General features: G+C 69.9%; 20 protein-coding genes. 9 read left to right on the top strand and 11 right to left on the bottom strand.

The window, feature by feature from the left end:
- Positions 1–100 precede the first annotated feature (100 nt).
- The 3 genes from ACI3KY_RS08795 to ACI3KY_RS08785 are packed head-to-tail and all read left to right on the top strand — an operon-like array spanning position 101 to position 5,384.
- The gene (locus ACI3KY_RS08795) at positions 101–2,728 is read left to right on the top strand and encodes a GH116 family glycosyl-hydrolase (protein ID WP_404929796.1); all 2,628 of its coding nucleotides are present in this window, start codon (positions 101–103) and stop codon (positions 2,726–2,728) included.
- Positions 2,725–4,362, top strand: coding sequence for a fucose isomerase (locus ACI3KY_RS08790; protein WP_404929795.1), 1,638 nt, complete (start codon positions 2,725–2,727; stop codon positions 4,360–4,362). Before ACI3KY_RS08795 ends, ACI3KY_RS08790 begins: the two co-directional genes overlap by 4 nt.
- Positions 4,363–4,388: 26 nt before the next feature.
- On the top strand, positions 4,389–5,384 hold the full coding sequence (locus tag ACI3KY_RS08785) for a hypothetical protein (protein WP_404929794.1): 996 nt from the start codon (positions 4,389–4,391) through the stop codon (positions 5,382–5,384).
- A 78-nt stretch (positions 5,385–5,462) separates the two neighbouring features.
- On the opposite strand, the gene ACI3KY_RS08780 is transcribed toward ACI3KY_RS08785, so the two are convergent.
- The gene (locus tag ACI3KY_RS08780; protein WP_404929793.1) at positions 5,463–8,789 is read right to left on the bottom strand and encodes a DUF5979 domain-containing protein; all 3,327 of its coding nucleotides are present in this window, start codon (positions 8,787–8,789) and stop codon (positions 5,463–5,465) included.
- Between the two features lie 128 nt (positions 8,790–8,917).
- Here ACI3KY_RS08780 and ACI3KY_RS08775 point away from each other — a divergent pair, with 128 nt between their 5' ends.
- Positions 8,918–9,334, top strand: a complete 417-nt coding sequence (locus ACI3KY_RS08775; RefSeq protein ID WP_404929792.1) for an MmcQ/YjbR family DNA-binding protein — start codon at positions 8,918–8,920, stop codon at positions 9,332–9,334.
- 3 nt (positions 9,335–9,337) lie between these two features.
- Here ACI3KY_RS08775 and ACI3KY_RS08770 read toward each other — a convergent pair whose 3' ends face one another.
- Complete coding sequence (locus ACI3KY_RS08770) at positions 9,338–10,738, bottom strand: DUF2252 domain-containing protein (protein WP_404929791.1); 1,401 nt, start codon at positions 10,736–10,738, stop codon at positions 9,338–9,340.
- Between the two features lie 150 nt (positions 10,739–10,888).
- Here ACI3KY_RS08770 and ACI3KY_RS08765 point away from each other — a divergent pair, with 150 nt between their 5' ends.
- Together ACI3KY_RS08765 and ACI3KY_RS08760 are read left to right on the top strand one after the other, a co-directional pair.
- A complete protein-coding gene (locus ACI3KY_RS08765) occupies positions 10,889–11,983 on the top strand; it encodes an AI-2E family transporter (RefSeq protein WP_404929790.1) in 1,095 nt (364 codons plus the stop codon).
- Between the two features lie 41 nt (positions 11,984–12,024).
- Positions 12,025–13,191 (top strand): DUF998 domain-containing protein, encoded by a 1,167-nt coding sequence (locus ACI3KY_RS08760; protein WP_404929789.1) that lies wholly within the window; start codon positions 12,025–12,027, stop codon positions 13,189–13,191.
- Here ACI3KY_RS08760 and ACI3KY_RS08755 read toward each other — a convergent pair.
- On the bottom strand, positions 13,180–14,523 hold the full coding sequence (locus ACI3KY_RS08755; protein WP_404929788.1) for an ion channel protein: 1,344 nt from the start codon (positions 14,521–14,523) through the stop codon (positions 13,180–13,182). The two genes, ACI3KY_RS08760 and ACI3KY_RS08755, sit on opposite strands and share 12 nt — an antisense overlap.
- Positions 14,524–14,671: 148 nt before the next feature.
- Between ACI3KY_RS08755 and ACI3KY_RS08750 the strand changes: the two genes are divergently transcribed.
- A complete protein-coding gene (locus ACI3KY_RS08750) occupies positions 14,672–15,607 on the top strand; it encodes a potassium channel family protein (protein WP_404929787.1) in 936 nt (311 codons plus the stop codon).
- Positions 15,608–15,711: 104 nt separating this feature from the next.
- On the opposite strand, the gene ACI3KY_RS08745 is transcribed toward ACI3KY_RS08750, so the two are convergent.
- The 3 genes from ACI3KY_RS08745 to ACI3KY_RS08735 are packed head-to-tail and all read right to left on the bottom strand — an operon-like array spanning position 15,712 to position 16,903.
- Positions 15,712–16,065 (bottom strand): SHOCT domain-containing protein, encoded by a 354-nt coding sequence (locus tag ACI3KY_RS08745; RefSeq protein ID WP_404929786.1) that lies wholly within the window; start codon positions 16,063–16,065, stop codon positions 15,712–15,714.
- Positions 16,066–16,076: 11 nt separating this feature from the next.
- A complete protein-coding gene (locus tag ACI3KY_RS08740) occupies positions 16,077–16,493 on the bottom strand; it encodes a DUF6325 family protein (protein ID WP_194412377.1) in 417 nt (138 codons plus the stop codon).
- 23 nt (positions 16,494–16,516) lie between these two features.
- Positions 16,517–16,903 (bottom strand): SHOCT domain-containing protein, encoded by a 387-nt coding sequence (locus ACI3KY_RS08735; RefSeq protein WP_404929785.1) that lies wholly within the window; start codon positions 16,901–16,903, stop codon positions 16,517–16,519.
- Positions 16,904–17,057: 154 nt separating this feature from the next.
- Here ACI3KY_RS08735 and ACI3KY_RS08730 point away from each other — a divergent pair, with 154 nt between their 5' ends.
- A complete protein-coding gene (locus ACI3KY_RS08730) occupies positions 17,058–18,185 on the top strand; it encodes an AI-2E family transporter (protein ID WP_404929784.1) in 1,128 nt (375 codons plus the stop codon).
- Between the two features lie 451 nt (positions 18,186–18,636).
- Here the strand turns inward: ACI3KY_RS08730 and ACI3KY_RS08725 are convergent, their stop codons facing one another.
- Together ACI3KY_RS08725 and ACI3KY_RS08720 are read right to left on the bottom strand one after the other, a co-directional pair.
- Positions 18,637–19,602, bottom strand: a complete 966-nt coding sequence (locus ACI3KY_RS08725) for a hypothetical protein (RefSeq protein WP_404929783.1) — start codon at positions 19,600–19,602, stop codon at positions 18,637–18,639.
- Between the two features lie 243 nt (positions 19,603–19,845).
- A complete protein-coding gene (locus tag ACI3KY_RS08720; RefSeq protein WP_404929782.1) occupies positions 19,846–21,477 on the bottom strand; it encodes a phospholipase D-like domain-containing protein in 1,632 nt (543 codons plus the stop codon).
- Positions 21,478–21,654: 177 nt separating this feature from the next.
- Between ACI3KY_RS08720 and ACI3KY_RS08715 the strand changes: the two genes are divergently transcribed.
- A complete protein-coding gene (locus tag ACI3KY_RS08715) occupies positions 21,655–22,587 on the top strand; it encodes an HAD family hydrolase (RefSeq protein ID WP_404929781.1) in 933 nt (310 codons plus the stop codon).
- A 120-nt stretch (positions 22,588–22,707) separates the two neighbouring features.
- Here ACI3KY_RS08715 and ACI3KY_RS08710 read toward each other — a convergent pair whose 3' ends face one another.
- The 3 genes from ACI3KY_RS08710 to ACI3KY_RS08700 all read right to left on the bottom strand — a co-directional run bounded on the left by ACI3KY_RS08710 (position 22,708) and on the right by ACI3KY_RS08700 (position 24,934).
- Positions 22,708–23,379: a GAP family protein gene (locus ACI3KY_RS08710; RefSeq protein ID WP_404929780.1), complete on the bottom strand. Its 672-nt coding sequence runs from the start codon at positions 23,377–23,379 to the stop codon at positions 22,708–22,710.
- Positions 23,380–23,454: 75 nt separating this feature from the next.
- Positions 23,455–24,291, bottom strand: a complete 837-nt coding sequence (locus tag ACI3KY_RS08705; RefSeq protein ID WP_404929779.1) for an LLM class F420-dependent oxidoreductase — start codon at positions 24,289–24,291, stop codon at positions 23,455–23,457.
- A gap of 13 nt (positions 24,292–24,304) precedes the next feature.
- Positions 24,305–24,934 (bottom strand): hypothetical protein, encoded by a 630-nt coding sequence (locus tag ACI3KY_RS08700; RefSeq protein ID WP_404929778.1) that lies wholly within the window; start codon positions 24,932–24,934, stop codon positions 24,305–24,307.
- Positions 24,935–25,000 lie beyond the last annotated feature (66 nt).

Here is a 25,000-nt window from a genome sequence, read left to right as displayed (position 1 = left end):
ATTTCGATCGGTTGATCATGAAATCGATTTCGTCTACAGTGGACGCGTTCGCACGACCTATGCGACGCCTGACCACACTGCCGTGATCGAGGAGGATCCGATGACCGGCCGATCCGAGAAGCGCCGCCGCGCTCGGGGGATCCCGCACACCGCGGAACGCGCCGCGTTCCCGCTCGGCGGCGTCGGCACCGGCAACGTCTCGATCGGCGCCCGGGGCGAGCTTCGCGACTGGGAGCTCGAGAACCTGCCCGACAAGGGCCGCGTGAATCCGTACTCGTTCTTCGCCATCCACGCCGCGCCTGAGAACGCCGAGCCGGTCACGCGCGTCCTGGAAGCCCGGCTCACCGGTCGCCGCGATCTCGATGCGGGCTACCCGTTCGAGCGGCAGGCCGGTCTTCCTCGCCTGCGGTCGGCGACCATGCACGGCGAATACCCGGTCGTCGACATCGACTTCGAGGATGACGTGCTCCCCGTCGACGTGACGCTGCGCGCATTCACCCCGCTGGTGCCGCTCGACCCCGACGCCTCCGGCATCCCGGCGGCCGTGCTGCGCTACCGCGTCGCGAATCCCAGCTCCGGCCGCGTGCGGGTCACCGTCGTCGGCAGCGTCAGCCACACGGCCGGGCGGGGGGACGGCCCCTTCGGACTGCGCGCGCGGCAGACGGTGCAGTGGCGGGACGAGGGCGGCATCCGGGGACTGGACTTCGGCATCGAGCTTCCTGCGGACGACCTCGGCTACGGCACCATGAGTCTCACCACGAAGGATGCCGCCACCACGGCCAAGCCGCAGTGGGTCACCGGGTTCTGGCCCGACGGTCCTCGGCTGTTCTGGAACGACCTCTCTGCGGACGGGCTTCTCGATCCGGAGCCCCGTCTCACGCTCGAGGATCGGCCGCGCGGACTGTTCGCAGACTCGGCTTCCCGCGAGGAGCTGGACGACGCCGACGAGCAGGACGACCCCCAGCGGCCGGGGCCCATGAGCGAGGGCGAGCTCTTCGAACTGCTGCCACGACTGCGCACGGGATCCCTGGGCATCGTGCATGAGCTCGCCCCGGGCGAAGTGCGCGACTTCGAGTTCGTGCTCTCCTGGAGCTTTCCGAACCGTCACCGGTCGTGGCGCGGGCACATCGTCGCCGACGGCCGCGCCGACGCGGGACTCGTGCGCAACCGATACGCGACATTGTGGCCCGACGCGTGGGCTGCGGCATCCCATCTGCATCGTGAGCTGCCGGCACTCGAGGCGACCACACTGGCGTTCGTCGAGGCCCTCTATGGCGGCAGCCTGGACCCGGTCGTCGCCGAGGCGGTGGGCGCGAACATCGCTGCGGTCCGGTCGACGACCGCCTTCGTCGTCGAGTCGCCGAATCCCGAACTCGGGGACGGCCCGGTGTTCGCCGCGTGGGAGGGCTCGTTCGATCACGGCGGCTCGTGCGAGGGCACCTGCACCCATGTGTGGTCGTACGCGCAGACGGTGGCGTGGCTCTTCCCGTCGCTCGAGCGCAGTGCTCGCAGAGTCGAGTTCCTGCTCGAGACCGACGAGGACGGCGCGCAGAAGTTCCGCAGCAATCGGCTCTTCGGCGGCCCGGCGTGGTTCATGGGTCCGGCGGTCGACGGGCAGCTCGGCACGTTCCTGAGGCTGCATCGCGAGTGGCGGTTCTCGGGTGACGACGATTTCCTCATCGAGCTCTGGCCGGCCGCGGTGCGCACGCTCGAGCACGCGATCCACCGGTGGGACCGCGACGGCGACGGCCTGCTCGACGGTGAGCTGCACAACACCTACGACATCGAGTTCTTCGGGCTCGACCCGCTCGCCAACGGCATGTTCGCGGCGGCACTGCGCGCCGGTGCGCGCATGGCCGCGCACCTGGGTGACAGCGAGCGCGCAGCCGACTGGCTCGACCGCGCCGACCGCGTCGCGGCGGGCATGGACGAGCGACTGTGGAACGGCGAGTACTACCGGCAGGTGATCGACGATGTCGACGCCCATCGCTACCAGTACGGCGACGGCGTGCTGTCGGACCAGCTCCTCGGCCAGTTCCACGCGTGGATCAACGGCCTCGGCGACCTGCTGCCTCGCGACCGGCTGCGGAGCGCCCTCGGTGCGATCGTGACGCACAACCACCGGTCCGACCTCACCGCGCAGGAGAGCACGCAGCGGGTGTACGCCCTCAACGAGGAGGGTGGGCTGCTGCTGGCCTCGTGGCCGCGCGGCGGCAGGCCGGCCATTCCTTTCGTCTACTCCGACGAGGTCTGGACCGGGGTCGAGCACCAGGTCGCGGCATCCCTCGTCTATGCCGGGTTGGGGGACGAGGCTCTCGAGGTCGAACGCACGCTTCGTGCCCGCTACGGCGGAGCGACGCGCAATCCCTGGAACGAGATCGAGTGCGGCAACCACTACGCGCGCTCCCTCGCATCGTGGGCGCTGCTGCTCGCCTTCAGCGGCGTGCAGTGGGATGCGCCCACGCGCACGCTCTCGTTCGACCCGGCCGGCGACGGCGCCTTTCGCAGCCTCTTCACCACGGGCGGCGCGTGGGGTCGTGTCGAGATCGACGACAGCGAGATCACACTCCGCGTCGACGGCGGCACGCTCAGCCTCGATCGCCTGGTGCTCCGCGGTCAGCCCGTCCCTCTGGCCGACCGCCGGCCTCTCACCCTTTCGGCCGGCGACAGCGTCACCGCCCTGTCGGCCGTCGCTCTCGAATCCCCCTCACCACAGGAGACCCCATGACCGGCTACCGCCTCCCCGCCGTCCGCGAGCGCCACATGGCACCGCCGAAGACGGCCTACCTCGTCGCCTCGGGCGATCTGCGCGAGTCGGCGAACGCCGCCGGCTGGCCGACGCAGGTCGCGCTCGAAGCCGGCGTGACGGGTGTTCTCAACGAGCTCGGCTGGCAGGTGATCCGCGCCAACGACGTCGATCCCGAGACCGGCCACGGGTTCATCTCGAGTCAGCGCATGGGCCTGGAGGTCTTCCAGGGCATTCCCGCCGATGCGCCGCTCATCGTGGCCGAGGCGGTGTGGCAGTACTCCCATCACGTGCTCGCGGGTCTGCGCACGCACGAAGGGCCGATCCTCACCGTCGCGAACTTCGCCGGCGACTGGCCGGGGCTGGTGGGCCTCCTCGGTCTCAACGCCGGCATGACGAAGATGGGCAAGGAGTACGCCTCCATCTGGTCGGTCGACTTCACCGACGAGTGGTTCAAAGCCGGGATCAAGGAGTGGACCGAGACCGGGCGGATCACACACGATGCATCCCATGTGCGCGCGCTTCCCGAGCTTCCTGCGACGCCCGAAGTCGAGCTCGGCCGTGCGCTCGGCGATCAGCTGCTCGCCGAGAAGGCCATCATCGGCGTGTTCGACGAGGGCTGCATGGGCATGTACAACGCGATCTTCGACGACGAGCTGCTGAACCGCACGGGCATCTACAAAGAGCGTCTGTCGCAGTCTGCGCTGTATGCCGAGATGCTGACCGTGACGGATGCCGAGGCCGACGCCGCTCGCGACTGGCTGACCGATCGCGGCATGACGTTCCGCTTCGGCACCGACGAGGCGACCGAGCTCACCGAGACGCAGGTGCGCTGGCAGATGAAGATGTACGTCGCGGCGCTGCGGATCGCGGACGATTTCGGACTGGACGCCGTCGGCATCCAGTACCAGCAGGGTCTCAAGGATCTGGTGCCGGCATCGGATCTCGCGGAGGGGGTCCTCAATTCGACCGAGCGCCCGCCGGTGCTCTCGCGCGACGGCTCACGGGAGCTCTTCGCGGGCCGCGCTCTCCCGCACTTCAACGAGGCCGACGAGGGCGTCGCGGTCGATGCGCTCGTCACCGACCGTGTGTGGACGGCGATGGGGCTCGTGCCCGACAACACCCTGCACGACGTGCGCTGGGGCGAGGACTTCGACGGCCGCTTCGTGTGGGTCTACGAGATCTCGGGCTCGGTGCCCGCGTCCCACCTCGGCGGTTGGGACAAGGCGGAGGGGTGGCGCCAGGGACCCGTCTTCTTCCCCGCCGGTGGGTCGACGATCAACGGCGTCTCCCGGCCGGGTGAGGTCGTGATCTCGCGGGTGTTCATCGCCGAGGGCATCCTGCAGGCCGACATCTTCCGCGGCACCGTGGTCGAGCTGCCGGACGAGGAGACGCAGCAGCGCAAGGAGGCGACCAATCCCGAGTGGCCCATCGCCCATGTCGTGCTGCACGACGTCACGCGCGATCAGTTCATGGCCCGCCACAAGGCCAACCACGCGCAGCTCGTGTACGCCCCCGATGCCGAGACCGCCGATCGCGCGCTCATGGCGAAGGCCGCGATGCTCGACCGCATGGGCATCAAGGTGAACCTGGTGGGCCGCGTCAACGGGTTCTGACCAGTCAGGCACAGGGAAGGGGACGGATGCCGCGCGACAGCGAAGGCCGCGAATGGACCGAGGCCGCCGCCGACGAGCGATGGCTGCGCCCGTCGCCGATCGCCGGAGACCGTGAGCCGCGGTGGGGGCATCCCGACGGCATCCAACTCGGACTTCACCCGCTGCCGGGGCCGCGCGGTCTGCTGCGGCTGTACACGCCGTACCTCGGCCACCCGCGCGACCGGCTGCTCAACTTCATCGCCGTCGAGCCGGTGCCGGCCGGCAGCAGGGACCGCGGCTTCTCCGAGCTCGAGCACAGCCGACTCGACGACGCGGCCGGATTGCGCATCTGGTCGACCGACGATGCGGACGACGCCAGGCCGCGGGATCCGCGTCAGCCCTCGCGCGGGCTCGTCCGGGTCGAAGGCGGGGTCGAGACCCTCACCGTCGACCTGTGCGTCGAGCCGTTCGCGAATGGCGCGAACGTGCGGGTGCAGGCGGTCTTCCGGGCCGATCGGCCGCACGAGATCTCGCTCGCCGCCTTCCGGCAGCCGGGGTCGGCCGAACTCGAGGCCTGCATCCTGACCGCCACCATGGGCAACTGGGCGCGACTGCGGACGCTGCGCCTGGCCGCTGAGGAGGTCACCGCCGGCGCACTGTGGCCGGACTACACCGACGTGCATTTCGCCGAGCACGCGCGCTTCGGCGTGGGTCGGCTCGCGCGCGACGGGCACGCCGTCACCGTGTCGGCGCGCCCTGATGAGCCGGAGCCCCATCTCGCCCGGCACGCACCGGGCACGAAGGACCACTGGCGCTACGTGGGCCGGCCGGCCGTGCAGTCCTGGCGTGCCGACCATCCAGACCCGGCGCTCGTGGCGCAGGTCAACGGCCGCTACACGTACTGGATGAGTGAGGCCGCCATTCCCGGCGGCATCGCGTTCGAGAACTTCGAGATCGTCGAGCCCTTCCGTGAGGGACGAGTGCTGACGTTCTCGGCGGAGCCGCTCACGCCGGCGAACGCTGCCCGCGCGCACGCGGGCTGATCGCCGCGCGACCGCGGAGAGGACGAATCACGTCCCCTCCGCGGCACTCGGATGCCGATCGTCAGCCTGTCACAAGCGTCACGCGCGCCGCGTGCGTCGTGTCGCGAGCAGCCCGCCCAGGGCGATCAGCACGACCGCGCCGAGAGGCACGAGCGGTGAGATCGCGCCGCCGCCGGTGGCCGGAAGCGGCCGGGTGGTCGCCGTGTTCGTGAGCGTCAGCTCGGCGACCTTCGGGTCGCGCGAGATCGACATGGGCAGCAGCGTGCGTCCGTTCGGCTCGGGCACGAGGGTCTCGCCGTCGACGGTCCACACCGGCTCACCCCAGTCGACGCCGGGGATCGCCGGCAACGGCACCTCTTGGACTTCGAGGATCGTTCCGACCGGGAAGTACGGCGACAGCACCGGGACGTTCGGTGTCAGCTCGACGCGCGTCTGAGGTTCGGCGTCACGCCACCAGTCGAAGGGGAACGTGGTGCCCGCGGGAACAGCGGACGAGCCGTTTCCGTCGACGACCTTCGTCACGGCGAAGCGCGTGAGCGCGACCACCGAGTTGGTCACCTCGAGCACGGGCGTCTCGCCCAGGCCGATCTCGACGAAGCTCGACGGGCTCCATGTCGTCTGACTCCACTCGTACCCGGGCGGGAGGGCTGGTGCCTCGGGATCTTCCTCGATCAGGTTCACGATCGTGCCGATCGGGAATCGGATCGGGTTGCCGGCGTCATCGACGGGGCCGGCGGGCGTGCCGTCGGCAGGAAGCACGAAGCGACCCGCCGTCGGCATCTGCCCCGGGGTGTGAGCAACGTAGTCGACCATGAACGAGTCGACGAGCAGCTGGTCGGCGTCGATGCCGGCGAGATCCTTCTGCACGAGGAACGTGCCGCGGAGCAGGGAGGCGTCGTTGGTGAGCGTCGAGTGGACGATGGCCTGGTCGTCCTGGCCGATCACCAGCCGTGCGAGATCGAACCGCGCCTGGAGCCACGAGACATGGCGCAATGCGGGTGGGGGCTCCTCGGTGTAGGTGACGACGGTGCCGTAGGGGAAGGTCATCACGGCGCCGGTGTCATCGACGGGGCTGACGGGCGTGCCGTCGCCGGGCACCCGCAGGACGCCGCTCTCGGTCTCGCCGGTCGGCGTGACCGCCGCCCATCGCACGGTGAACTCGAGGCCTGCGGGCACGAGCTCGGCCGGAATCCCCTCGAACGCCTTCGAGATCGTGAAGGTCCCCTCGCGGAGGGCGTTCGTCACCGTGATCGAGATGTCTCCGGTCTCGGGCAGCGGGATCTCGACGATCGCCGTCTCGAGCGGTCCCGCACCCTCGAAGTTCTCGGGCGTGAAGTGGCTCACCACGCCGTCGACCGTGACATCGATGACGGGGAGCTCCCAGGCGGCCGGGTCGACCGGAGTGCCGTTCAGGGTGGGGAGGAGCTCGGCCAGTTCCAGGTCCTCGGCGTCGGGGTCGACGTCGAGGGGCTGGGGGTCTCCGACGGGCAGGGGCATGGTCGCGCGGGTGCCGGGACCATTGTTGTAGCTCACCGCATAGCCGAAGGCGGGATCGGCGGCCGCGCCGGTCGCCGCCTTCACGATCGTGATCGTGCGCTCGGCCTCTACGGGTGTCACCGTGTTCGTGAGCTCGACGGCCACGGTGTCGGTGTCCCCGATGACGAAGGTCTGGCCGGGATTCCACCCGGCGGTGCCCCACTCATACCCCGCGGGAGGGTCGATCCCCTCCAGGTTCTCGGTGAGGATGATGCGCGTGCCGACCGGGAACTGCTCACCGACGGCGATCACGGTGCCGTCGAAGGGGACGTCCAGGTCACCCTCGTCGAGCAGTGCTCCGCCGAACCACGCGGCCCAATGCACGGGCACGGTCTCTGCTGACGGAGGGCCGGGCTCGCCGTCGGAGAGGTCGACGACGGACTTCGTGACGCTGAAGGTGCCCGTGACCGGCGTCGCGGAGTTGGTGACGACCACGTCGGCGGTGCCGGTGCCGATCGTGAGCGGATTCGGGGCGATGGATGCCTCGCCCCACTGCCACCCCGGAACGCTCTCGGGCTCGATCTCGTCGAAGGTGACGACGGTGCCGATCGGGAACTGCTCCCCGGCCGCTATGGGCGAGCCGTCCGCCGGCACCTCGAGCGTGCCGACCGAGGCAGTGCCGTCGGGATCGACCGCGCGATAGTTTACGGTGAACGTCGTGCCTTCGGGGAGATCGGCCGCTTCGATGCCCGACAGCTGCTTGCGCACCGCGAATGTGCCGCTGTCGGCGGCGCAGGAGATCTCGCTCGAGAAGAGGAACGAGTGGACCTCGCCGCCCTGCAGGATCACGTTGCGACCGACCACTTGACCGTCGAGAGGCGCGGCGTTCACCGTCACCGACGCCTCGGGCGCGTAGATCGAGCCGTCGATGCGCGCCTCCGCCGCGGTCACGGTGACGTCGCCCGTCAGCTGCGACAGGTCCCACAGCATGTACGGCGAGAAGTCTCCCTGGGGGTCGGCTCGAGCACCGATGACCTCGGTGGTGCCGGCGGGCACCCGGATGACGAGCGGATTGGAGACGCCCGGCGTGGGGCCGGGGGAGAACTGGATGAGGGCCGCGCCCGCGATGTCCGCGTAGTCGACGATGTTGGGCTGATCCCGGCTCAACGGGGTGAGGACGATGCGGCTGCCGGCATCCTCCGCCACCTCGACCGGGTAGCCGATGTCGCCCACCGGGTCGGCGATGTCGTCGAGACAGCTGCTCGCCTCTTCCCACGAGGCATCCCGGTTCGCCTCGACGTAGTCGGCCACGGCGGTGGCGGAGGTGTTCGCGGTGTAGATGCTGTTGTCACCGGCGGGGCCCACTGGGGGAGCGGCATGGTCCGGATACTTCTGGTGGGTCGCGTCGATCAGCGGCGTCTGATCGACGTTGGACGAGTTCTGGTTCAGGCGCAGCCAGTCGGCGCGGGTGAACGCCTGCCACCCGCCATCGCGCTGCACCATCTTGAGGTCGCCCCACAGCGATGGTTCGCTCGTGCCCTCACTCGTGATCGCGAGGATGCCCGTGCTCGCGGTGCTGTACTTGCCGACGAGGAAGCGCGTGGGATCGCCGTCGACCGTCGGCAGGTCGTAGTCACCGGTTCCCGCCGACACATGGATGATCGTGTACTGGCTCGCGCTGGGAGCGACGGTCGCGGTGCCGCCCACCGCGATGCTGCCCTCCGTCTCCTGGTTCTGCAGGAGTGCGTCCTCGCGTGCGTACACCGTGAATCCGCCCGCGATCGCGAAGGGGTTGACCGACTCGGGGTAGGCAGCCGCGGCGGGTGGCGCCGCGATCGTTCCGCCGACGACGGCTCCGGTGACGGCGAGCAGTGCCGCGGTCACCCCCGCGACGAGACGGCGGACGAGGGGGCGCACGGTCCGTGGCATCTGGCGAGCCTCCTCCCCCGCAGCGCGACGGAAGGCGCTCGTCCGGGTACTCAGAGGCTACCGCGCATCGTCGAACCGGACACCTGTGGAGTATCGATCGGGGCGACGATCGGGCGCATGATGGGGGCATGGCGACTCTCGACGACGTCCGCGCCATCGCGCTCGATCTCCCGGGCGTGATCGAGCAGGCGGACGGGCACCGTGGTGGAGCGAGCTGGCGCACGCCCGCGGGGGCGTTCGTGTGGCAGCGCGGTCCCAGTGGCCGGGACCTCGAGCAGCTCGCGGCGCTGGGGCGGGAATGGCCGCCCGGCGGAGTGGTGGGGGTCCGCACCGACGGGCAGCAGGTGAAGCAGGCGCTGCTCGAGACCTACCCCGACGTCTTCTTCACGATCCCGCACTTCGACGGGTACCCGGCGGTGCTCGTGCGTCTCGACGCGATCGATCCGGCACTGCTGCGCGAGGTCGTGACGGACGCCTGGCTCTTGAAGGTCACCAAGCGCGTCGCCGGCGAGTGGCTGGCCTCGCACCCCTCGGCAACCGGATAGCGGTCAGCCGGCGGCGGGGTCGACGTTGCGGTGGCGGCGGAAGAGCTCCCAGTCCGCGTGCGACAGGCGGGCATAGGCGTACGACCACTCGAGGATCGCCTCGCCGACGACGCGTCCGCGACCGACGTACCCGGCCACCGCGGATGCATCGGGCGACTGACCGTGGGCACGCGCCAGCGTGGCGGCGCAGGCGACGGCATACCAGCGGAAAGACGCATCGTCGAGCGTGTCCATGTCGAACCCGCCCTTCTTGTCGTGGAACTGCCGGACGTAGAAGTCCCGCTGGGCACCCTCGGGCGTCCGCCGGACGTGGCCGAGGAAGGGGTCTGAGACGGCCTGAAGGATCCGCTGCATCGCCACGACGCGTCCACCCTCGCCGTGCTCCTCGATGTAGCGGGCCACGGCCGGCGGCTGCTCGACGCCGCCGTGCTCGACCAGGACGCTCTGGCCCGCTTCCTTGCCCTGCAGCAGCAGAACGCCTTCGTCACCGTCCTGCATCGACATCAGGAAGCATCGCGTGCCGACGCTGCCGACGCCCACCACACGCATCGCCAGGTCCGACAGCGAGTACTTCTGCAGCAGCGCGCGGATGTCGACACTGATGGAGTCCCGGAACTGGTCCAGCACCCGGAGCACGCGATCCTCCATGATCGCCCCGACATGCGTCATCGTCGGCGGGGATTCGACGAAGACCACCCGGCCGTCATCCGTCATCGTCGTGAGCTTGCGGGCGGCCCGTTTGCCGGTGCGCTTCTCGGCCTCGTGCACGGCACCGTCGATGACGTCCCGCGTCTCGTCGTCGACGGCCCGCGCCGCGGCAAGCGCATCGAACCGGTCGTAGTAGCGCTTGAGCGGGCTTCGCTTCGCACCCGCCCGGAGCGATCGTGCGTACGTGCGGACGGCCTCGAGCCCGGCATCCCGGATGACGGCGTCGTCGCGGGAGGTGGACTGGCCGGCGATCACGATGCTCGCCACCAGCCGCTTGACGTCCCATTCCCAGGGGGCCCACGCGGACTCGTCGAAATCATTGAGGTCGAAGACGAGGGTGCGCTGTGGCGACGCGTACAGGCCGAAGTTCGAGACGTGTGCGTCACCGCACGATCCCACGAGGAGGTCCGTCCCGGGCGAGCGTGCCAGGTCGGCCGCCATCAGAGCGGCGGTGCCTCGATAGAACGCGAACGGGCTCGCCGCCATGCGTTCGGTGCGGATGGGCACGAGCTCGGGGACGCGCACCTCGTCCTGGCGGTCCAGGATCCCCATGGGATCGCGATCGCCCGCCGGAAGGTCGGCCAGAGATTCGCGCGGCGACCGCTCGCGCGCGGCCCGCCCGTCGTCGAAGTGCTGCTGGAGCGATCGCGGAGCAGCCCAGCTCTGCGCGATGGGACTCGAATCCGTCAGTGACATGGCCTCAGTGTGGCACTGGCGGTCGGTCGGCGACAGCGTCCGGCTGACAGGACCGCGTCGCACGCCTCACGCCGTGGAGGGTCGAGACCCGCCGTAGCCGACAGCGTGGCTTTCCACGCCGCCGTGCCGGAAAGTCGGTACCCTGACCGCGTGACCCGCCCCGTGCCAGCGCCTCCGCCTCCCGCTCTGTCACCGGGCATCCGCGTCCTCGTCGTGCTGGCGACGACCGTGGTGGTGCTGGCGGGCGTGTACTTCGCTCGGAGCCTCATCGGTCCGCTGGCACTCGCGGTCGTGCTCGTCGTGATCTGCGAGCCGGTGCGCCGTCCGCTCGAACGCCGCGGCTGGCCCCGCTGGACGGGCACCACCGCGGTCATCGTCGTCGCGTATCTCATCCTCGTGGTGATGGGGCTCCTGCTGTGGGTGGCGGGGGTGCAGTTCGCCCGCCTCGTCGCCGACTACCTCGACCAGTTGCGGGGAAGCGTCGACGGCTTCGTGGCATGGCTGCAGTCCGCAGGGCTCGATCAGGAGGCGACGGATGCCGCGGCATCCGTCCTCGACCCTTCGGCGATCGCGCGGCTCGTCACCAGCGTCGGCGGCACGGTCATCGGCGTCGCGACCGCCCTCTTCTTCGTCGTGTCGTACATCATCTTCATGGCCGCGGACGCCGCCCGATACCGCGATGCCGAGCGCGTGTTCGGCGCCCCGCGGCGTCCGGTGCTGGCCCGGATCGGACGCCTGAACACCGGCATCCGTCGTTATTACGTGGTGAATGCCTCGTTCGGGGCGGTCGTGGCGATCATCGACGGTCTCGCGCTGTGGGCGCTCGGGGTGCCGGCGCCGATCGTGTGGGCCGTGCTCGCGTTCGTCACGAACTTCGTTCCCAACATCGGCTTCGTGCTCGGACTCATCCCGCCGGCCGTGCTCGCCTTCGTGGTGGGCGGATGGCCGATGCTGCTCGCCGTGATCGCGATCTACTGCGTCGTCAACGTGGTGCTCCAGGTGCTCGTGCAGCCGAAGTTCGTCAGCGACGCCGTCGACCTCAGCCTCACGCTGAGCTTCTTCTCGGTCATCTTCTGGACGTTCGTGATCGGGCCGCTCGGCGCGATCCTGTCGATCCCGCTGACGCTCTTCGTCCGCGCCCTGGTGCTGGAGGGCGACCCGGGATCGCTGTGGCTGCGGTGGTTGTCGGGCGATCGCACGGCGACCCCCGCCTCGGCGGCGCGCGACCCGCTGTCCCCGTCTTGACCCGACGCCCGATACCGACCGCACCACTCACGGAGGCAGCCATGACCCAGACCTCGCTCGATCTGCCTTCGCCCGACGGGCCGCCGCCGGAGCCGGCGCCCGCACCGGCCCGGCAGCGCGTCTTCGACCGGTTCAGCGAGCGCTCCCTCGAGTCGCTCGCGCTCGCCGCAGGTGCGGGCTCGTTCGTCCTCGTGGCGCTCGCCGCCCTGGTCGCGTTCCAGTTCCAGGCGGCGCCGATCTCCGGACCCGGCTCGGTGGGGCAGTTCGCAGCCATCGGGGCAGGCATCGTGGCGTTCCTCGCGGTGATCGGCGGACGCACCCTCGTCCACCGGCAGGGCGTGCACCGGCGTCTGAAACCGCTGGACTACGTGGACGTCGCGGCACTGGCGTTCGCACACGCCGTGATCGCGCTCCTCGGCTGGACGCTGCTGGCCGTGATCCTCGAGGATGCGTTCATCGGAGCCGAGGTGTTCCCTCTGGCGGTGCTGATCCTCGCGGGCGCCACCTCGGCCATGACGGCGTATCTCGCGTTCTACTCGGCGACGCACATGGATCTGCAGCTGCTGGCCGTCGTGCTCGCGGCGTTCCTCGTCTTCGGCGTCCTCGCCAGCATGCTGACCGCCAGCGACCCGAACTGGTGGAAAGACAATCTCAGCGCTCTCGGCATGTCGTCCAACGTCTCGGCGTTCGCCTTCAACATCACGATCATCGTCGCGGGCTTCCTCGTGACCACCCTGGCGAGGTACTCCACGCGCGGCATCCCCACGTCCCACCCGCACGGCATCGCCCGAGTGCGGATCACGCTCATCGTGGTCGGTGTGTTCCTCGGGATGGTCGGCCTCTTCCCTGTCGACCGCTTCTTCGCGCTCCACACCAGCGTCGCCTCTGGAATGGTGGTCGCCTTCGCCGTGCTCGTGATCGCGCTGCCGCGCTGGATCCCGTCGATGCCGCGGGCCTTCGTCGCCCTCGGGTGGCTGTTCCTCGCGGTGACCCTGCTGCTCGCAGTGTTCTTCTTCATCGGCTACTACACGCTGACGGCGGTCGAGCTCGTCGCCGGCATCCTGGTCTTCACCTGGATCGTGCTGTTCATCCGCAACGCCGCCGCCCTGGTGCAGGACGCGCGTCAGGACGCGCCTCAGCAGGCTGAGCGGGCTCCGGGCCAGGGAGGGGACGCCTCCGGGCGCTCGCAGGCGACGTCAGTGGGCTGAGCCGGCGCGCGCCCACGGGAGGGGCGCCTCCGGGCGTTCGCGGGCGAGATCGGCGGGGGTGATCAGCATCTCGCGCGCCCACGTGACGACGAGCCAGGCGGGCAGCACGATGATGCAGAGCATCGGCAGCACGGTCACGTCGCCGACCATCGCGACGGCCACGAAGAGCGCCACCCAGCCGTCGCGGGCGATCGCGAGGACGAGGCCGAGCACTCCGCAGGCGACCGCGAGCGACAGCGGCAGGCCGGGAAGCAGCGCGGCGCCGAGGAGGCCTGCCGCGACCCCGAGGAACACCGCCGGGAAGATCCGGCCGCCGCGGAACCCGGCTGATGCCGCGACAACGAGTGCCGCCATCTTCACGAGCAGCATCACGGACAGCTGGGCGGGTGAATACGCGCCGGGGTCGGCGAGCAGCTCGCCGCTCTGCTCGAGACCCTTGAACAGCGTGATCGGCCCGCCGATCATGCCGAGGAGCCCCAGCACCACACCCCCGAGGGTGATGTAGAGCAGCGGATGCCGGAGCGCGTGGAATGCGCGATGCACCAGCGGGAAGAGGTAGATGCCCACGAGCCCGAACGCCGCTGCCGCGCACGCGACGATGGCGCCGACGAGCAGGTCGAAGGCCTGCGGCGACCCGTAGGGCGGGAGCGGCGCCGTCGCGCCGAACCCGCCGCCGAGGAGGTACGTCGTCACCGAGCCGGCCCCGGCCGCAACGAGAGGCAGGAACAGCTTGTCCCACAGCGAGCCGCCCATCTTGAACTCGCCGACCATGCCGGTGAAGACGAGCGCCGCGGCGACCGGCGTGCCGAACAGGGCGCCGACCGTCGCCGAGATCGCGAGCGCGCCCACGAGCTGGGGCGGCACCGCCTTGGCGATGCGCGCGACCAGCGCGATCGCCAGCGAGACGTTGACCGCGATGATCGGGTTCTCGGGACCGAGGCTCACGCCCCCGGCGAGACTGAGCAGCACGACGACGAAGAGGCCCGGCAGCACCCCCAGCGGCAGCGGGGCCGCGGCGAGCTCCGTGGTCGCCGAGTCGGGGCCGGCATGGCCGGGAACGAGCCAGACCACGAGTCCGACGGCGATGCCGGTGGCCGTCAGCACGGTGAAGATCCACCAGGGAGAGTCGGGGGCGATGCCGAGCGCCTGGGGCGTGATCGTCCACAGCACCCCGTCGAGCTGACCCGCGATGAGATCGAGCAGTCGGAGCGACAGAGCGGACAGCACGCCGATGAGGATGGCGGGGATCGACAGCAGCGCCAGCCGGCGGACGGTGAGCTGAGGTCCCGGGGGAGTGGCCGGTGCGGGCGAGGCGGCGGTGGGGCCGGGCATGGGCACACGATATCGGTCGGCGCGCTCGTCCGGCGACCGCCGCGGTGCGAGCCGACCGCGGCGGGTGCACTGTCCCCCTCGCGCATTGCGCACAGCCTCGGGCGCGCCGGTGCGGCCGGGCGGCGGCATCCGGGGGCACAATTCGCATGTGGAGGAGTCCGCCTGGCACAAGCGCACCGCGCTGCCGCTCATCATCGCGTCGTTCGCCTATCTGGTCGCCTACTCATGGCGCGTGATCGCCGACCTGCAGGGGCCGGGCCGCGTGATCGCGTCGACGGTGGTGCTGGTGACGTGGGCCATGTTCATCGCCGATTACCTCGTGCGCCTGTCGCTCGCCAAGCACCGGCTCCACTGGTTCCGCCACCACCTGGCAGCGCTGACTTTCGCGCTGATCCCGGTCCTGCGTCTGGTGCGGCTGCTGCAGTTCCTGACCAAGCTCCCCGGGATGAGGACGACGGCGGGCGGGGTGCTGCGCACGCAGATCCTCGTGTACGGCGCCGGAGCCTCGATCATCCTCACCTACATCGCGTCGCTCGCCGTGCTCGAAGCCGAGCGCCACTCGCCCGACGCGAACATCACGACGTTCGGCATCGCGCTCTGGTGGTCGTGCGTGACGGTCACCACGACGGGATACGGCGACTACACGCCGATGACGGATGCCGGCCGCCTCGTCGCGGTGGGCCTCATGCTCGGCGGGGTGGCACTGGCCGGCGTGATCACCGCGACGCTGGCCTCGTGGGTCCTGGAGCGCGCCTCACGCGAGCATGACGACCAGGAGCCGGCGACCCGGGCCCAGGTGCGACTGCTGATGGAGAAGATCGAGGCGCTCACCGCGCAGAACGCGCGCGGCGGGACGGGCGAGCACGGTGGGACGGGCGAGCACGACGGGGCCGGCAACCACGGCGGGGCCGGCGACCACGGGGGTGCGGGTACGCACGGTGGCGCGGGCGAGCACGGTGGCGCCGGCGAGCACGGTGGCGCGGGCGCAGGCGGGGCCCGCGGAGGAGGACCGTCGGGCGAGCGGCCCTCGGGCGAAGGGCACGGCGCGCTCGGCGACGGCGGCGACGAACGTCCCGGCGGCTGAGGGCGCGGCTGCTGACGGGAGCGGCGTCTGACGGCCGGGACCGAGCGGAGACGGACTGAGGGCCGCGTCCGGATGGACGCGGCCCTCATCGTGCGAAGCGGCTGTCAGGACAGCAGCTTGGCCTTCGCGGCGGCGAACTCCTCGTCCGAGAGGATGCCTTGCGCGTGCAGCTGCGCGAGCTGCGTGATCTTCGCCATCATGTCGTCGGCGGCAGGAGCCGGCGCGGCGGCGGGCGCCGGTGCGGCAGCCTGCGCGTTCGCCACGGCCTGTGCGGCGGCGGCATCCATCGCGGCCTGCTGCTGCTGGGCCTCGTACGCCTGCTGCTCCTGGGCGCCGTACGCCTTCTCCTGCTGACGGCGCTGCATGCCGCCCGACACCGCGGTGGCGGTGCCGGCAACGACGGCGGTACGAGCGGCGAGGCCGATCAGCCCGGGGCGTCCCATTCTTCTCAGTGGCATGTCTTGCTCCTTCAGTCGGCGTTCTCGGAGAGGAACGCGTTCACGATCGGTGCGGGGATGCCCTCCCGCGCGATGACGGCACCGCCGGCGTCGTAGAGCGCCGACGCGAACGCCTTCGCCCACAGCAGCTCGATCACGAGGATCGCCGCCGACGAACCGGCCTCGAGGTTCTCGGCCAGGAACAGGATGTCGTCCTGTCCTGCGAGACCCGCGAGGTCGAGCGATGGCGCGCCGTCGTCGACCGTGTCGGAGAGCTCGAGGATCTCGAGCTCGCCCTCCGGCGATCGCCGCGCGAAGACGAGGTCCAGCACGTTGACCGTGCCCGAGGCGACGAGGTCGTCGATGGCCTGGAGCACCGCCGGCCCCGGGCGGTCGCCCTCGAAGGCGATCGCGTAGAACTCGATGGGGCCGTAGTCGAAGGTCGTCATGTCTTCTCCCTCTCCGGTGGCGGTCAGCCCGCCAGCGCCTTTGCCTTCAGTCCGTCGAACTCGGCCTGGGTGATGGCACCCGAGTCGAGGAGCGTCTTCGCCTTGGCGATGTCGTCGGCGGCGCTCGCTCCCGAGCCCGCGGTCTGGCGGATGTACGCGTCCTGCGCCGAGCGCAGCTCCTGTGCCTGCGCGATCGAGCGCTTCTGCATCCCGTTCCCGCGTGCGATCAGGTACACCAGTGCGGTGAGGAAGGGCACGAAGATCAGGAAGAGGATCCAGACGGCCTTGAGCCATCCGCTGAGCTTGTCGTCGCGGAAGAGGTCGCCGATGATCGAGAAGATCACCATCAGGTACGCGACGAACACGAAGATCCAGAACATCCAGGCGATGAAATCCCAGAAGCCGCCCATGGATACCAGCTTTCTCGACGGTCTCGACCGTCGTTGTGAAGTTGTCGCACCGCGTCCCTCGCGGTGCTCTGGTCGGGAGACTACCGCCAAACACGCCGGAGAGACATGACGCAAAGTGGATGATTTCGTGGCGGGTAGACGGCATCATGTTCCCATGACGGACGCACCCGAGGGACTCGACTCAGACGTGCTCCCTGCGGTCGTCCCAGAGCGCCCGCGTCGCTTCTCCAACGTGCTCGCCGCGCTGGAGCATCCACTGGGCACCGGCTTCCTCGTGACGATCGGCGTGCTTGCCGCCCTCGTCCTCGGATCGGCGATCGGCTCGATCTCGACGATCCTCGTCTACATCGTGCTGGCGATGTTCCTCGCACTCGGGCTCGACCCGATCGTGCGGATGCTCGAGCGCCACAGGGTCAAGCGCGGCGCCGGGATCGCCATCGTGTTCTGCGGCTTCGCGCTCGTGGCGGTCGCGTTCTTCGTCTTCGTGCTGCCGCCCGTCATCGCCCAGATCGTGCAGCTGGTGGAGGCCATCCCCGAGGGGATCGAGAACATCCCGCAGTCGGACTGGTTCGCGCAACTCACGCCCGACGCGCAGGCGGCGATCGTCGCGGGCATGGGTCAGCTCGCGGACTGGATCTCGACCCCGTCGACCATCGCGATGCTCGGCGGGGGTGTGCTGGCGGTGGGCGTGGGCTTCGTGGCCGGGATCTCGGCGAGCTTCATCGTGATCGCGCTCACCCTGTACTTCCTCGCCTCGCTCTCGGCGGCCAAGCAGGCCCTCTACGCCCTTGCGCCGGCGCACAGCCGCGTTCGCCTGGCGAACCTCACCGAGCGCATCACGGGCTCCGTGGGCAGCGCGCTGATCGGGTCGGTGATCCTCTCGTCGCTCAACGCCGGCGCCGTCTTCATCCTGCATCTGGCGATCGGGCTGCCCTTCCCCGCGCTCATGGCCGTCATCGCGTTCGTGATCACGCTCATCCCGCTGTTCGGGTCGGTGATCTTCTGGATCTTCGCCTCGATCGTGGCGCTGTTCAGCAGTCCGACGCAGGCCCTCATCTTCTTCGTCGCCTACCTGATCTACATCCAGCTCGAGTCGTACGTCATCAGCCCCCGTGTCATGAACAAGGCGATCGCGATCCCCGCCGCCCTGGTGCTGATCGGAGCCCTGGCCGGCGGGGCGCTCGCGGGAATCGTCGGCGTCCTGGTGGCGCTGCCGGTGATGGCGTCGATCCTGCTGATCATCCGCGAGGTCGTCGTCCCCCGCCAGAACCTCAAGGTCTGACACGAGGGGACTCGGATGCCGCGGCCCCGCGGCATCCGTCCCCTTCAGGCGCGTGTCCGTCGCGCGGTTGCCCGTCGGATTCGGCGAGACAGGGGATTCTTCGCGAGACGCAGGGCGTCGCCCCCGGTCTCGGCGAGAATCCCCGGTTTCGCCGCGCGGAACCCGGGTCTCCTGGGGCTGCAGTGTCCGGCCGCCGCCGGATTCGGCGAGACAAGGGATTTCTCGCGAAACGCAGGGCGTCGCCCCCGGTCTCGGCGAGAATCCCCGGTCTCGCCGCGCGGAACCCGGGCTCGGCGTGACTGACCCCGGCCCCGGCCCCGGCATCCGCGGATCCCGGTCGCATGCCAGCCCCGCGTCGCTCGCGTCTGAGCGCAGCGGCGCCGTCGCCTGTCGACTCGCCGGTGGCGGGACGGCGACGGGAGGTTGCTACAGGTCAGAACCGACGGGAGCGCTACGACGATGCCGTGGGCCTCGCGAACGACCGGGGGTTCCGCCCCAGAGTGCTCAGCAACCGCGGCTCTCGAGGGTGCAGCGGCGTCAGACCGGCGTCGCGCAGCTTGTCGTCGAGCTGCGCGAACCTGATCGTGTCACCCCAGTCCCAGCGGGCGAAGCCGCCCTCGTGCCGCCGCAGGCGGTCTTCGCGCTTCTTCTCGCGAACGAAGTGGGCTTTCATGGCTGCGGGGTCGTGGGCGTCATACTTTCCGTATCCGTCCGACTCGCCGATGATCCGCAGGCGACGCCAGTAGAAGTCCGAACGGTCGATCACGCCTTCGTACGAGAACTCGCGCTGCAGTTCCGGCTGTTCGTAGCCCAGCCACTCGATGACCGCCCTGCTCACCGATTCGCCCGGCGATTCGGACTGCTCGGTCGCACGCGCCTGCACCCAGTCGAGTTGTCGAACACCCCGCCGATTCGACTGGGAACGACCGCGTTCACTCACGTCGAGCGCGACGCCGTCCGCCTGGAGGAGGCGGGCGGCCGCATCCACGACCGCCAGCGCGAGGGCCGGTGGAAGCACACGAGCCAGATCCACCGCCGTATCCGCGACGGACGTGACTCTCAGGCCGCCGACATCCGCCATCTCGCGGGCATCCGCGTGACCGTGCACGATCACATCCCCTTCGCACCACGACCTGCCGCCCGCGCTCAGCACGTGGATGTGCGACGGCTCACCGAAGATCGGAAGCCCTTGCAGCACCGCTGCCGACTCCAGGCAGAACACCGGCGTCTTCCACGTGCGGGCGACGGCGAGCACGCGCACGCGGTATCGCTCCCAGGGTTTCAGCTCGGCCCAGACATCTGCGGCGATGTAAACGCCCGCACGGATGCGGTGCAGTCGGCTGTCGCGATCCCGTCGCACGGCGTGAAGCGGCAACCCTCCGTGCAAGAGCAGCGTGGCGGGAAGTTCGGCGGTCATGTCCCGAGCCTGCGCCCCCGATCGCCCAGCAGGCTGCTGATCGCGGCCGGATGTGGACGAACATGCCCCTCGCAGGCGGCTCACACCTCTGTGGAGGACACGAGCAAACATCGAGCCAAGGGAGTCTTGCCGAGACAGGGGACGTCGCTCTCGGTTTCGGCGAGAATCCCTTGTTTCGACGAGAAGCTGCGGCGCTAGGGAGGGGGAACGGATGCCGCGGGCCCGCGGCATCCGTCCCGCTCGCTAGTTCAGGGCGGAGGTGAGACGCATGAGGCCGTCGAGGAAGGTGGCCTTGGCGGGCTCGCGCCGCCACTCCTCGAGCGTGAGCTCGCGGCCCGCGGCGCGATACCCCTGCTCGACCTCGCGCATGCCGGCGACGAACGATGCGCCGCGGACCATCAGCGACACCTCGCTGTTGAGGCTGAACGAGCGGATGTCCATGTTGCTCGAGCCGATGACGGCGATGTCGTCGTCGATCGAGAAGTGCTTCGAGTGCAGGATGAACGGCGCGGGATAGAGGAAGATGCGCACGCCCGCCTCGAGCAGCGCGGTGTAGTACGAGCGCTGCGCGTGCCAGACCATGAACTGGTCGCCGATCTCGGAGACGAACAGCTGCACCTCCAGCCCCCGCTGACACGCACTCGTGATCGCGTAGACCATCGCCTCGTCGGGCACGAAGTAGGGGCTCGTCAGGATGACCTTCTCGGTCGCGCCGTAGATGAGCGAGAGGAACAGGCGCAGATTGTTCTCGGTGTCGTAGCCGGGCCCGCTCGGCACCACCTGGCACAGCAGCCCGTCGGCCGCGGGCGCCGCGGTCGCGCCGGCCGCAGCGGCAGCCACCGGGCTTCCACCGGCAGCCGCCGCGCTCCCACCGGCAGCCGCCGCCGCAGCCACCGGGCTCCCACCGGCAGCCGCCGCGCTCCCACCTGCAACCGCCGTCGTCGTCGCACCAGCGGCCGAAGCCGCCGCCTCGATCGCGGCGGGGGAGAGGTGCTCCGTCGCCGACAGGTCGTCGCCGGTCTCGATGAGCCAGTCCGACAGGAACACGGCGTTGACCGATGCGACCACGGGGCCGGTCAGGCGCGTCATGAGCTCCTGCCACTTCAGGCCGCGCTTGATGTTCTTCTCGGAGTCGTAATCACGCGAGACGAGGTTCTGCGAGCCCATGAAGCCGGTGCGGCCGTCGACGACGACGATCTTGCGGTGGTTGCGCAGGTCGGGGCGCTGGTACTTGCCTTTGAAGGGCATCACCGGCAGCATCCAGGCCCACGTCACTCCGATGCGGTCGAGCTCGGCGAGCGTCGCCTTGCAATTGCCGAGGCGTCGCGTCGACACGTAGTCGGCGAGCAGCCGCACCGTGACACCGCGGGCGACCGCGCGCTCCATGGCGGCGAAGAAGCCGCGCGTCGTGTCGTCCCACGCGACGATGAAGAACTCCACGTGCACGAAGCGTTCCGCCGTGTCGATCTCGGCCGCCATCGCGTCGATCGAAGCCTGGTAGTCGCCGTACAGCGAGGCGCTGTTGCCCCACGAGGCAGGGAGGGCGGTCAGAGCCTCGTTCTGCTGCACGACACGCTGGAACCACCGCGGCCAATCGGCTGCCGTCTGCTCGAGCCCGTTCGCCTGCACCCTGTCGCGGATGATCGCATCGATGCGTGCCTGCTCGGCCCGCCGCTTCGCCGGAAGGCGCACGCTGCCGATCACGAGGTACAGCACCACGCCCACGCCGGGCAGGACCACGATCAGCAGGATCCACGCCATCGCGGCCGTGGGCTTGCGCCCGCGCGGGATCACGATCAGGGCGGTGATGACGATCGCGGCGTGTACGAGAGCGGCGAGGGACCAGGAAAGGTTGGCGAGGAAAGTGGAGTCCACGGGCTAAGTGTGCACTGCCATCGGTCCTGGCACGTAGTGCTGCACGCATGAAAGAGAGGACGGATGCCGCGCCTGAGGCATTCCTCCAGGCGCTGGTCGCACAGCTCCGCGACGGGAAGCCCGACGGCATCGGTCGGCGCCGCGACCCGGAGCGGGTCCGCCGCTAGAGTCGCGTCCATGACCGACCTGCTGCCGTCGTGGCGTGACACCGCGACCCGCACCGCGATCCTCGACTTCATCGCCGCCGTCACCGACGAGGGCGGCCCGGACTTCGTCGCGGCGGAGGCCCGCGTCGCGGTGTTCGACAACGACGGCACGCTGTGGACCGAGAAGCCGATGCCCACGCAGCTCGTCTACCTGCTGCAGCAGTGGAAGGCCGCCGCCGACGCCGATCCGTCGCTCGCCGAGCGCCAGCCGTACCAGGCGGCGGTGACCGGCGACCTGGCGTGGCTCTCCTCCGCCATCGACAAGCACTACGCCGGAGACGACTCGGATCTGGCGGTGCTCATCGCCGCGGTGACGGCGAGTTCCGGCGGTGCGAGCGTCGACGAGTACGCGGCATCCGTCACCGCCTTCTATCGGGATGCCCGCCACCTCACCCTCGGTGCGCCGTACGCCCAGGTCGTGTATCAGCCGATGGTCGAGCTCATCCGGCTGCTCGAGGCGAACGGCTTCACGACGTACATCGTCTCGGGTGGCGAGCGGGACTTCATGCGCCCGATGACCGAGGCGTATTACGGCATCCCGGCCGAGCGTGTCGTCGGCACGGCCATGGGGCTCACCTACGACGCGGAGGCGAACGTCGTGCGCTACGCCCCCAAGCTCGACTTCTTCGACGACGGGCCCGAGAAGCCGGTGCGCATCTGGACGCGGGTGGGACGGCGACCGGTCCTCGCGGGCGGCAACTCGAACGGCGACATCCCGATGCTGCGGTTCGCGCAGGGGAGCCCGCGCAGCCTGGCACTGCTCGTCCACCACGACGACGAGTCCGGCCGCGGCGATGCGCCCTATGACGGTGGCGCGGAGAAGGCGCTGGCTGAGGCATCCGACCACGGCTTCACCGTCGTGAGCGTCCGCGACGACTGGTCGCAGGTGTTCCCGCAGGCGTAGGCGCGTTTCGTCCCGCTCGTTCCTCGCTCGCCCAGCGAACCGGAACGGTCGATCGTGTCGGTCGCCACGGTCCGGCGTCTCCGCCGCAGCGGAAGCCGACGTGCACCAGCCGGTCCGGGGTCAGAAGCTCCCGATGCCCTTGCCGATGATCGCGACGCCGATGACGAGCAGCAGCACGGCCATGATGACCGCGTTCTCCTTCGCGAGCCAGCCCCGCAGCGCGTCGAGCGGGCCTCGCAGCTTGTCGGCGGCGAAGAGGTAGCCGACGACGGGGATGAGGACGGTGGATGCCGCGATCACCGTGAACACCGCGATCACGACGACGATCGAGCCCCCGTCGAGCCCTGCCGCGCCGATGGTCACGCCCGCGCTGGCGGCGAGGAGCAGGTTCTTCGGGTTGACCGCCGACAGCAGGAAGCCGAGACCCAGGGCCTTGGGGAACGTGATCGTGTCGATCGCCTGCATCCACTTCGGCAGAGCCGGCTCCGCTCCGGCTCTCGGTCGTCCGCGCCACTGGCGCAGCGCGAGCAGCAGCAGCAGAACGCCCAGGACGAGCTGGATGACGCCCTTGATCGGCTGCGACGCGTCATCCTCCCCCTCGGGAAGGACCGACGACAGGAGCGTGAAGACCGTCACCGCGACGACGATGCCGAGCACCCAGCCGAGCAGGAATCCGGTGCCCGTCACGCGCGCCTTGGGCGACAGCAGCATCAGGATCGCCGCGATGATGGGGATCGGGCTGATCGCCACACCGAGGGCGAGCGTGAGGATGTCTCCGATGACGGCGCCCATGGACTGCCTCCTGAGGGTGTGCTCTCGCGAGCGTGCTGCGGGTACGGACCTCGCTACCGTACCGGCCCCCCGCCCTCAGGCGCCGTTGATCCGATCGCGCCACTCCAGCAGGGGCGCCAGAGGCGAGAGGTCGTAGTCGGGGCCGTCGATCGCCGGGATGATCAGGCGGAAGCCCAGGTCGTAGAGGCGGGGAGCGGCATCCGTCTCCAGAAGCGGGCCGAAGCCGCGGATCGTGTATCCCGTCGACAGCTCGATCTCGCCAGGATCGCGACCTTCGCGTTCGCACCACTCGTGGAGCACCCCGATCTTGCGCGGCACGTCGTCGAGCCTGGTGAACGTGTGCCAGATGTCGGCGTGCTGCGCGACCATCCGCAGCGTCTTGCGCTCGCCCTGACCGCCGATGAGGATCGGGATCCGCCGGGTCGGTGCGGGAATGAGGTGCTCCCACCGCGAGCGGATGCGCGGCAGATCATCGGCGAGGGCGTCGAGGCGGGATCCGACGGTGCCGAACTCATAGCCGTACTCGTCGTAGTCGGGCTGCGCCCAGCCCGACCCCGTGCCGAAGATGAGCCGGCCGGTACCGGTCGCACGAGCGCTGATGTGGTCGACCGTGCGGGCCATATCGGCCTGAAGATCGGCGTTGCGATACGAGTTGCAGTTGACGAGCGGACCGAACTCGACGCGCTCCGTCTGCTCGGCCATCGCGGCGAGCAGCGTCCACGCTTCGAAGTGCTCGGCCTCCATCGGCTCGGTCAGCGGGAAGAAGTGATCCCAGTTGAAGATCACGTCGACGCCGAGATCCTCCGCCCGCAGCACCGCATCGCGGTAGGCGGTATACGACGCATGCTGCGGCGCGAGCTGCACGCCGATCCGCAGCGGGCGATGGGAGGCGGGATGCCGGGGCTCTGTCATGACGCGGAACTCCTCACTTCTTCGGCTCGATGCGCAGCACCTCGGGCGATTCGCCGACCGACAGGTCGTCGACGATCCGCAGCGTGCGCGCGAGGTCGTCGACGCTGCCGATGACGGTGCCGAAGCGCCCGCGGTCGGAGCACACCGCCGTCACGGTCACGAAGTGCGTGCCGGTGTCCCACGTGTACGTCGCGAACGGCGGGGTGCGGGGGTCGGGCGGCAGTGAGAGCTCGAGCTTCTCACCGACGCCGAGATACGGGTTGCGGAACGACTCGGTGTCGTCGTACTCCATCGGCATCATCGCGCGCGCGGCCCGCAGGTCGTTCGTCGCCTGCTGCACCTGCGCCATCACGACGACGAGCTCCGCGTCGGCCTTCCACACCCACACCAGCACGCGGCCGGCAGCCTTGCGCATCAGGAACGGCGCGGCCTGGCTCATCGCCCAGGCCGCGACGCCGCCTCCCGGGCGTCGACCGGCGGTCGACGAGTCCGGCTCTGCGCCCGCGGGGCCGCGCATGGCGGCACCGGCCTGGCCCAGCAGCATCCGTATCGCCGCCTTGCGGTGTCGGCGGCCGCGGAAGCCGAGCGATTCGGTCACGGGAACCCAGAGGTTGGGGTCGGCATCGGCCTGCAAGCGGGGCATGCGACCAGGGTACGTGCCGTGCCCGGCGCGTTTCTGGAGAGCCCCCGGGAAGCCTCGGGTACAGTG

Source organism: Microbacterium sp. ZW T2_14 (assembly GCF_044987405.1).
GTDB lineage: Bacteria > Actinomycetota > Actinomycetes > Actinomycetales > Microbacteriaceae > Microbacterium.
The sequence above is the reverse complement of the archived record's forward strand: the minus strand, read 5'-3'. Positions and strand labels throughout refer to the sequence as shown.

Excerpts from the sequence above, each read along its gene's own strand:
- ACI3KY_RS08715 (WP_404929781.1), top strand. The coding sequence starts at position 21,655 with ATGACCGACCTGCTGCCGTCGTGGCGTGACACCGCGACCCGCACCGCG.
- ACI3KY_RS08770 (WP_404929791.1), bottom strand. The coding sequence starts at position 10,738 with ATGTCACTGACGGATTCGAGTCCCATCGCGCAGAGCTGGGCTGCTCCG.
- ACI3KY_RS08730 (WP_404929784.1), top strand. The coding sequence starts at position 17,058 with ATGACGGACGCACCCGAGGGACTCGACTCAGACGTGCTCCCTGCGGTC.
- ACI3KY_RS08740 (WP_194412377.1), bottom strand. The coding sequence starts at position 16,493 with ATGACGACCTTCGACTACGGCCCCATCGAGTTCTACGCGATCGCCTTC.
- ACI3KY_RS08745 (WP_404929786.1), bottom strand. The coding sequence starts at position 16,065 with ATGCCACTGAGAAGAATGGGACGCCCCGGGCTGATCGGCCTCGCCGCT.
- ACI3KY_RS08700 (WP_404929778.1), bottom strand. The coding sequence starts at position 24,934 with ATGCCCCGCTTGCAGGCCGATGCCGACCCCAACCTCTGGGTTCCCGTG.
- ACI3KY_RS08755 (WP_404929788.1), bottom strand. The coding sequence starts at position 14,523 with ATGCCCGGCCCCACCGCCGCCTCGCCCGCACCGGCCACTCCCCCGGGA.
- ACI3KY_RS08785 (WP_404929794.1), top strand. The coding sequence starts at position 4,389 with ATGCCGCGCGACAGCGAAGGCCGCGAATGGACCGAGGCCGCCGCCGAC.
- ACI3KY_RS08780 (WP_404929793.1), bottom strand. The coding sequence starts at position 8,789 with ATGCCACGGACCGTGCGCCCCCTCGTCCGCCGTCTCGTCGCGGGGGTG.
- ACI3KY_RS08760 (WP_404929789.1), top strand. The coding sequence starts at position 12,025 with ATGACCCAGACCTCGCTCGATCTGCCTTCGCCCGACGGGCCGCCGCCG.
- ACI3KY_RS08790 (WP_404929795.1), top strand. The coding sequence starts at position 2,725 with ATGACCGGCTACCGCCTCCCCGCCGTCCGCGAGCGCCACATGGCACCG.
- ACI3KY_RS08795 (WP_404929796.1), top strand. The coding sequence starts at position 101 with ATGACCGGCCGATCCGAGAAGCGCCGCCGCGCTCGGGGGATCCCGCAC.
- ACI3KY_RS08725 (WP_404929783.1), bottom strand. The coding sequence starts at position 19,602 with ATGACCGCCGAACTTCCCGCCACGCTGCTCTTGCACGGAGGGTTGCCG.
- ACI3KY_RS08705 (WP_404929779.1), bottom strand. The coding sequence starts at position 24,291 with ATGACAGAGCCCCGGCATCCCGCCTCCCATCGCCCGCTGCGGATCGGC.
- ACI3KY_RS08710 (WP_404929780.1), bottom strand. The coding sequence starts at position 23,379 with ATGGGCGCCGTCATCGGAGACATCCTCACGCTCGCCCTCGGTGTGGCG.
- ACI3KY_RS08775 (WP_404929792.1), top strand. The coding sequence starts at position 8,918 with ATGGCGACTCTCGACGACGTCCGCGCCATCGCGCTCGATCTCCCGGGC.
- ACI3KY_RS08735 (WP_404929785.1), bottom strand. The coding sequence starts at position 16,903 with ATGGGCGGCTTCTGGGATTTCATCGCCTGGATGTTCTGGATCTTCGTG.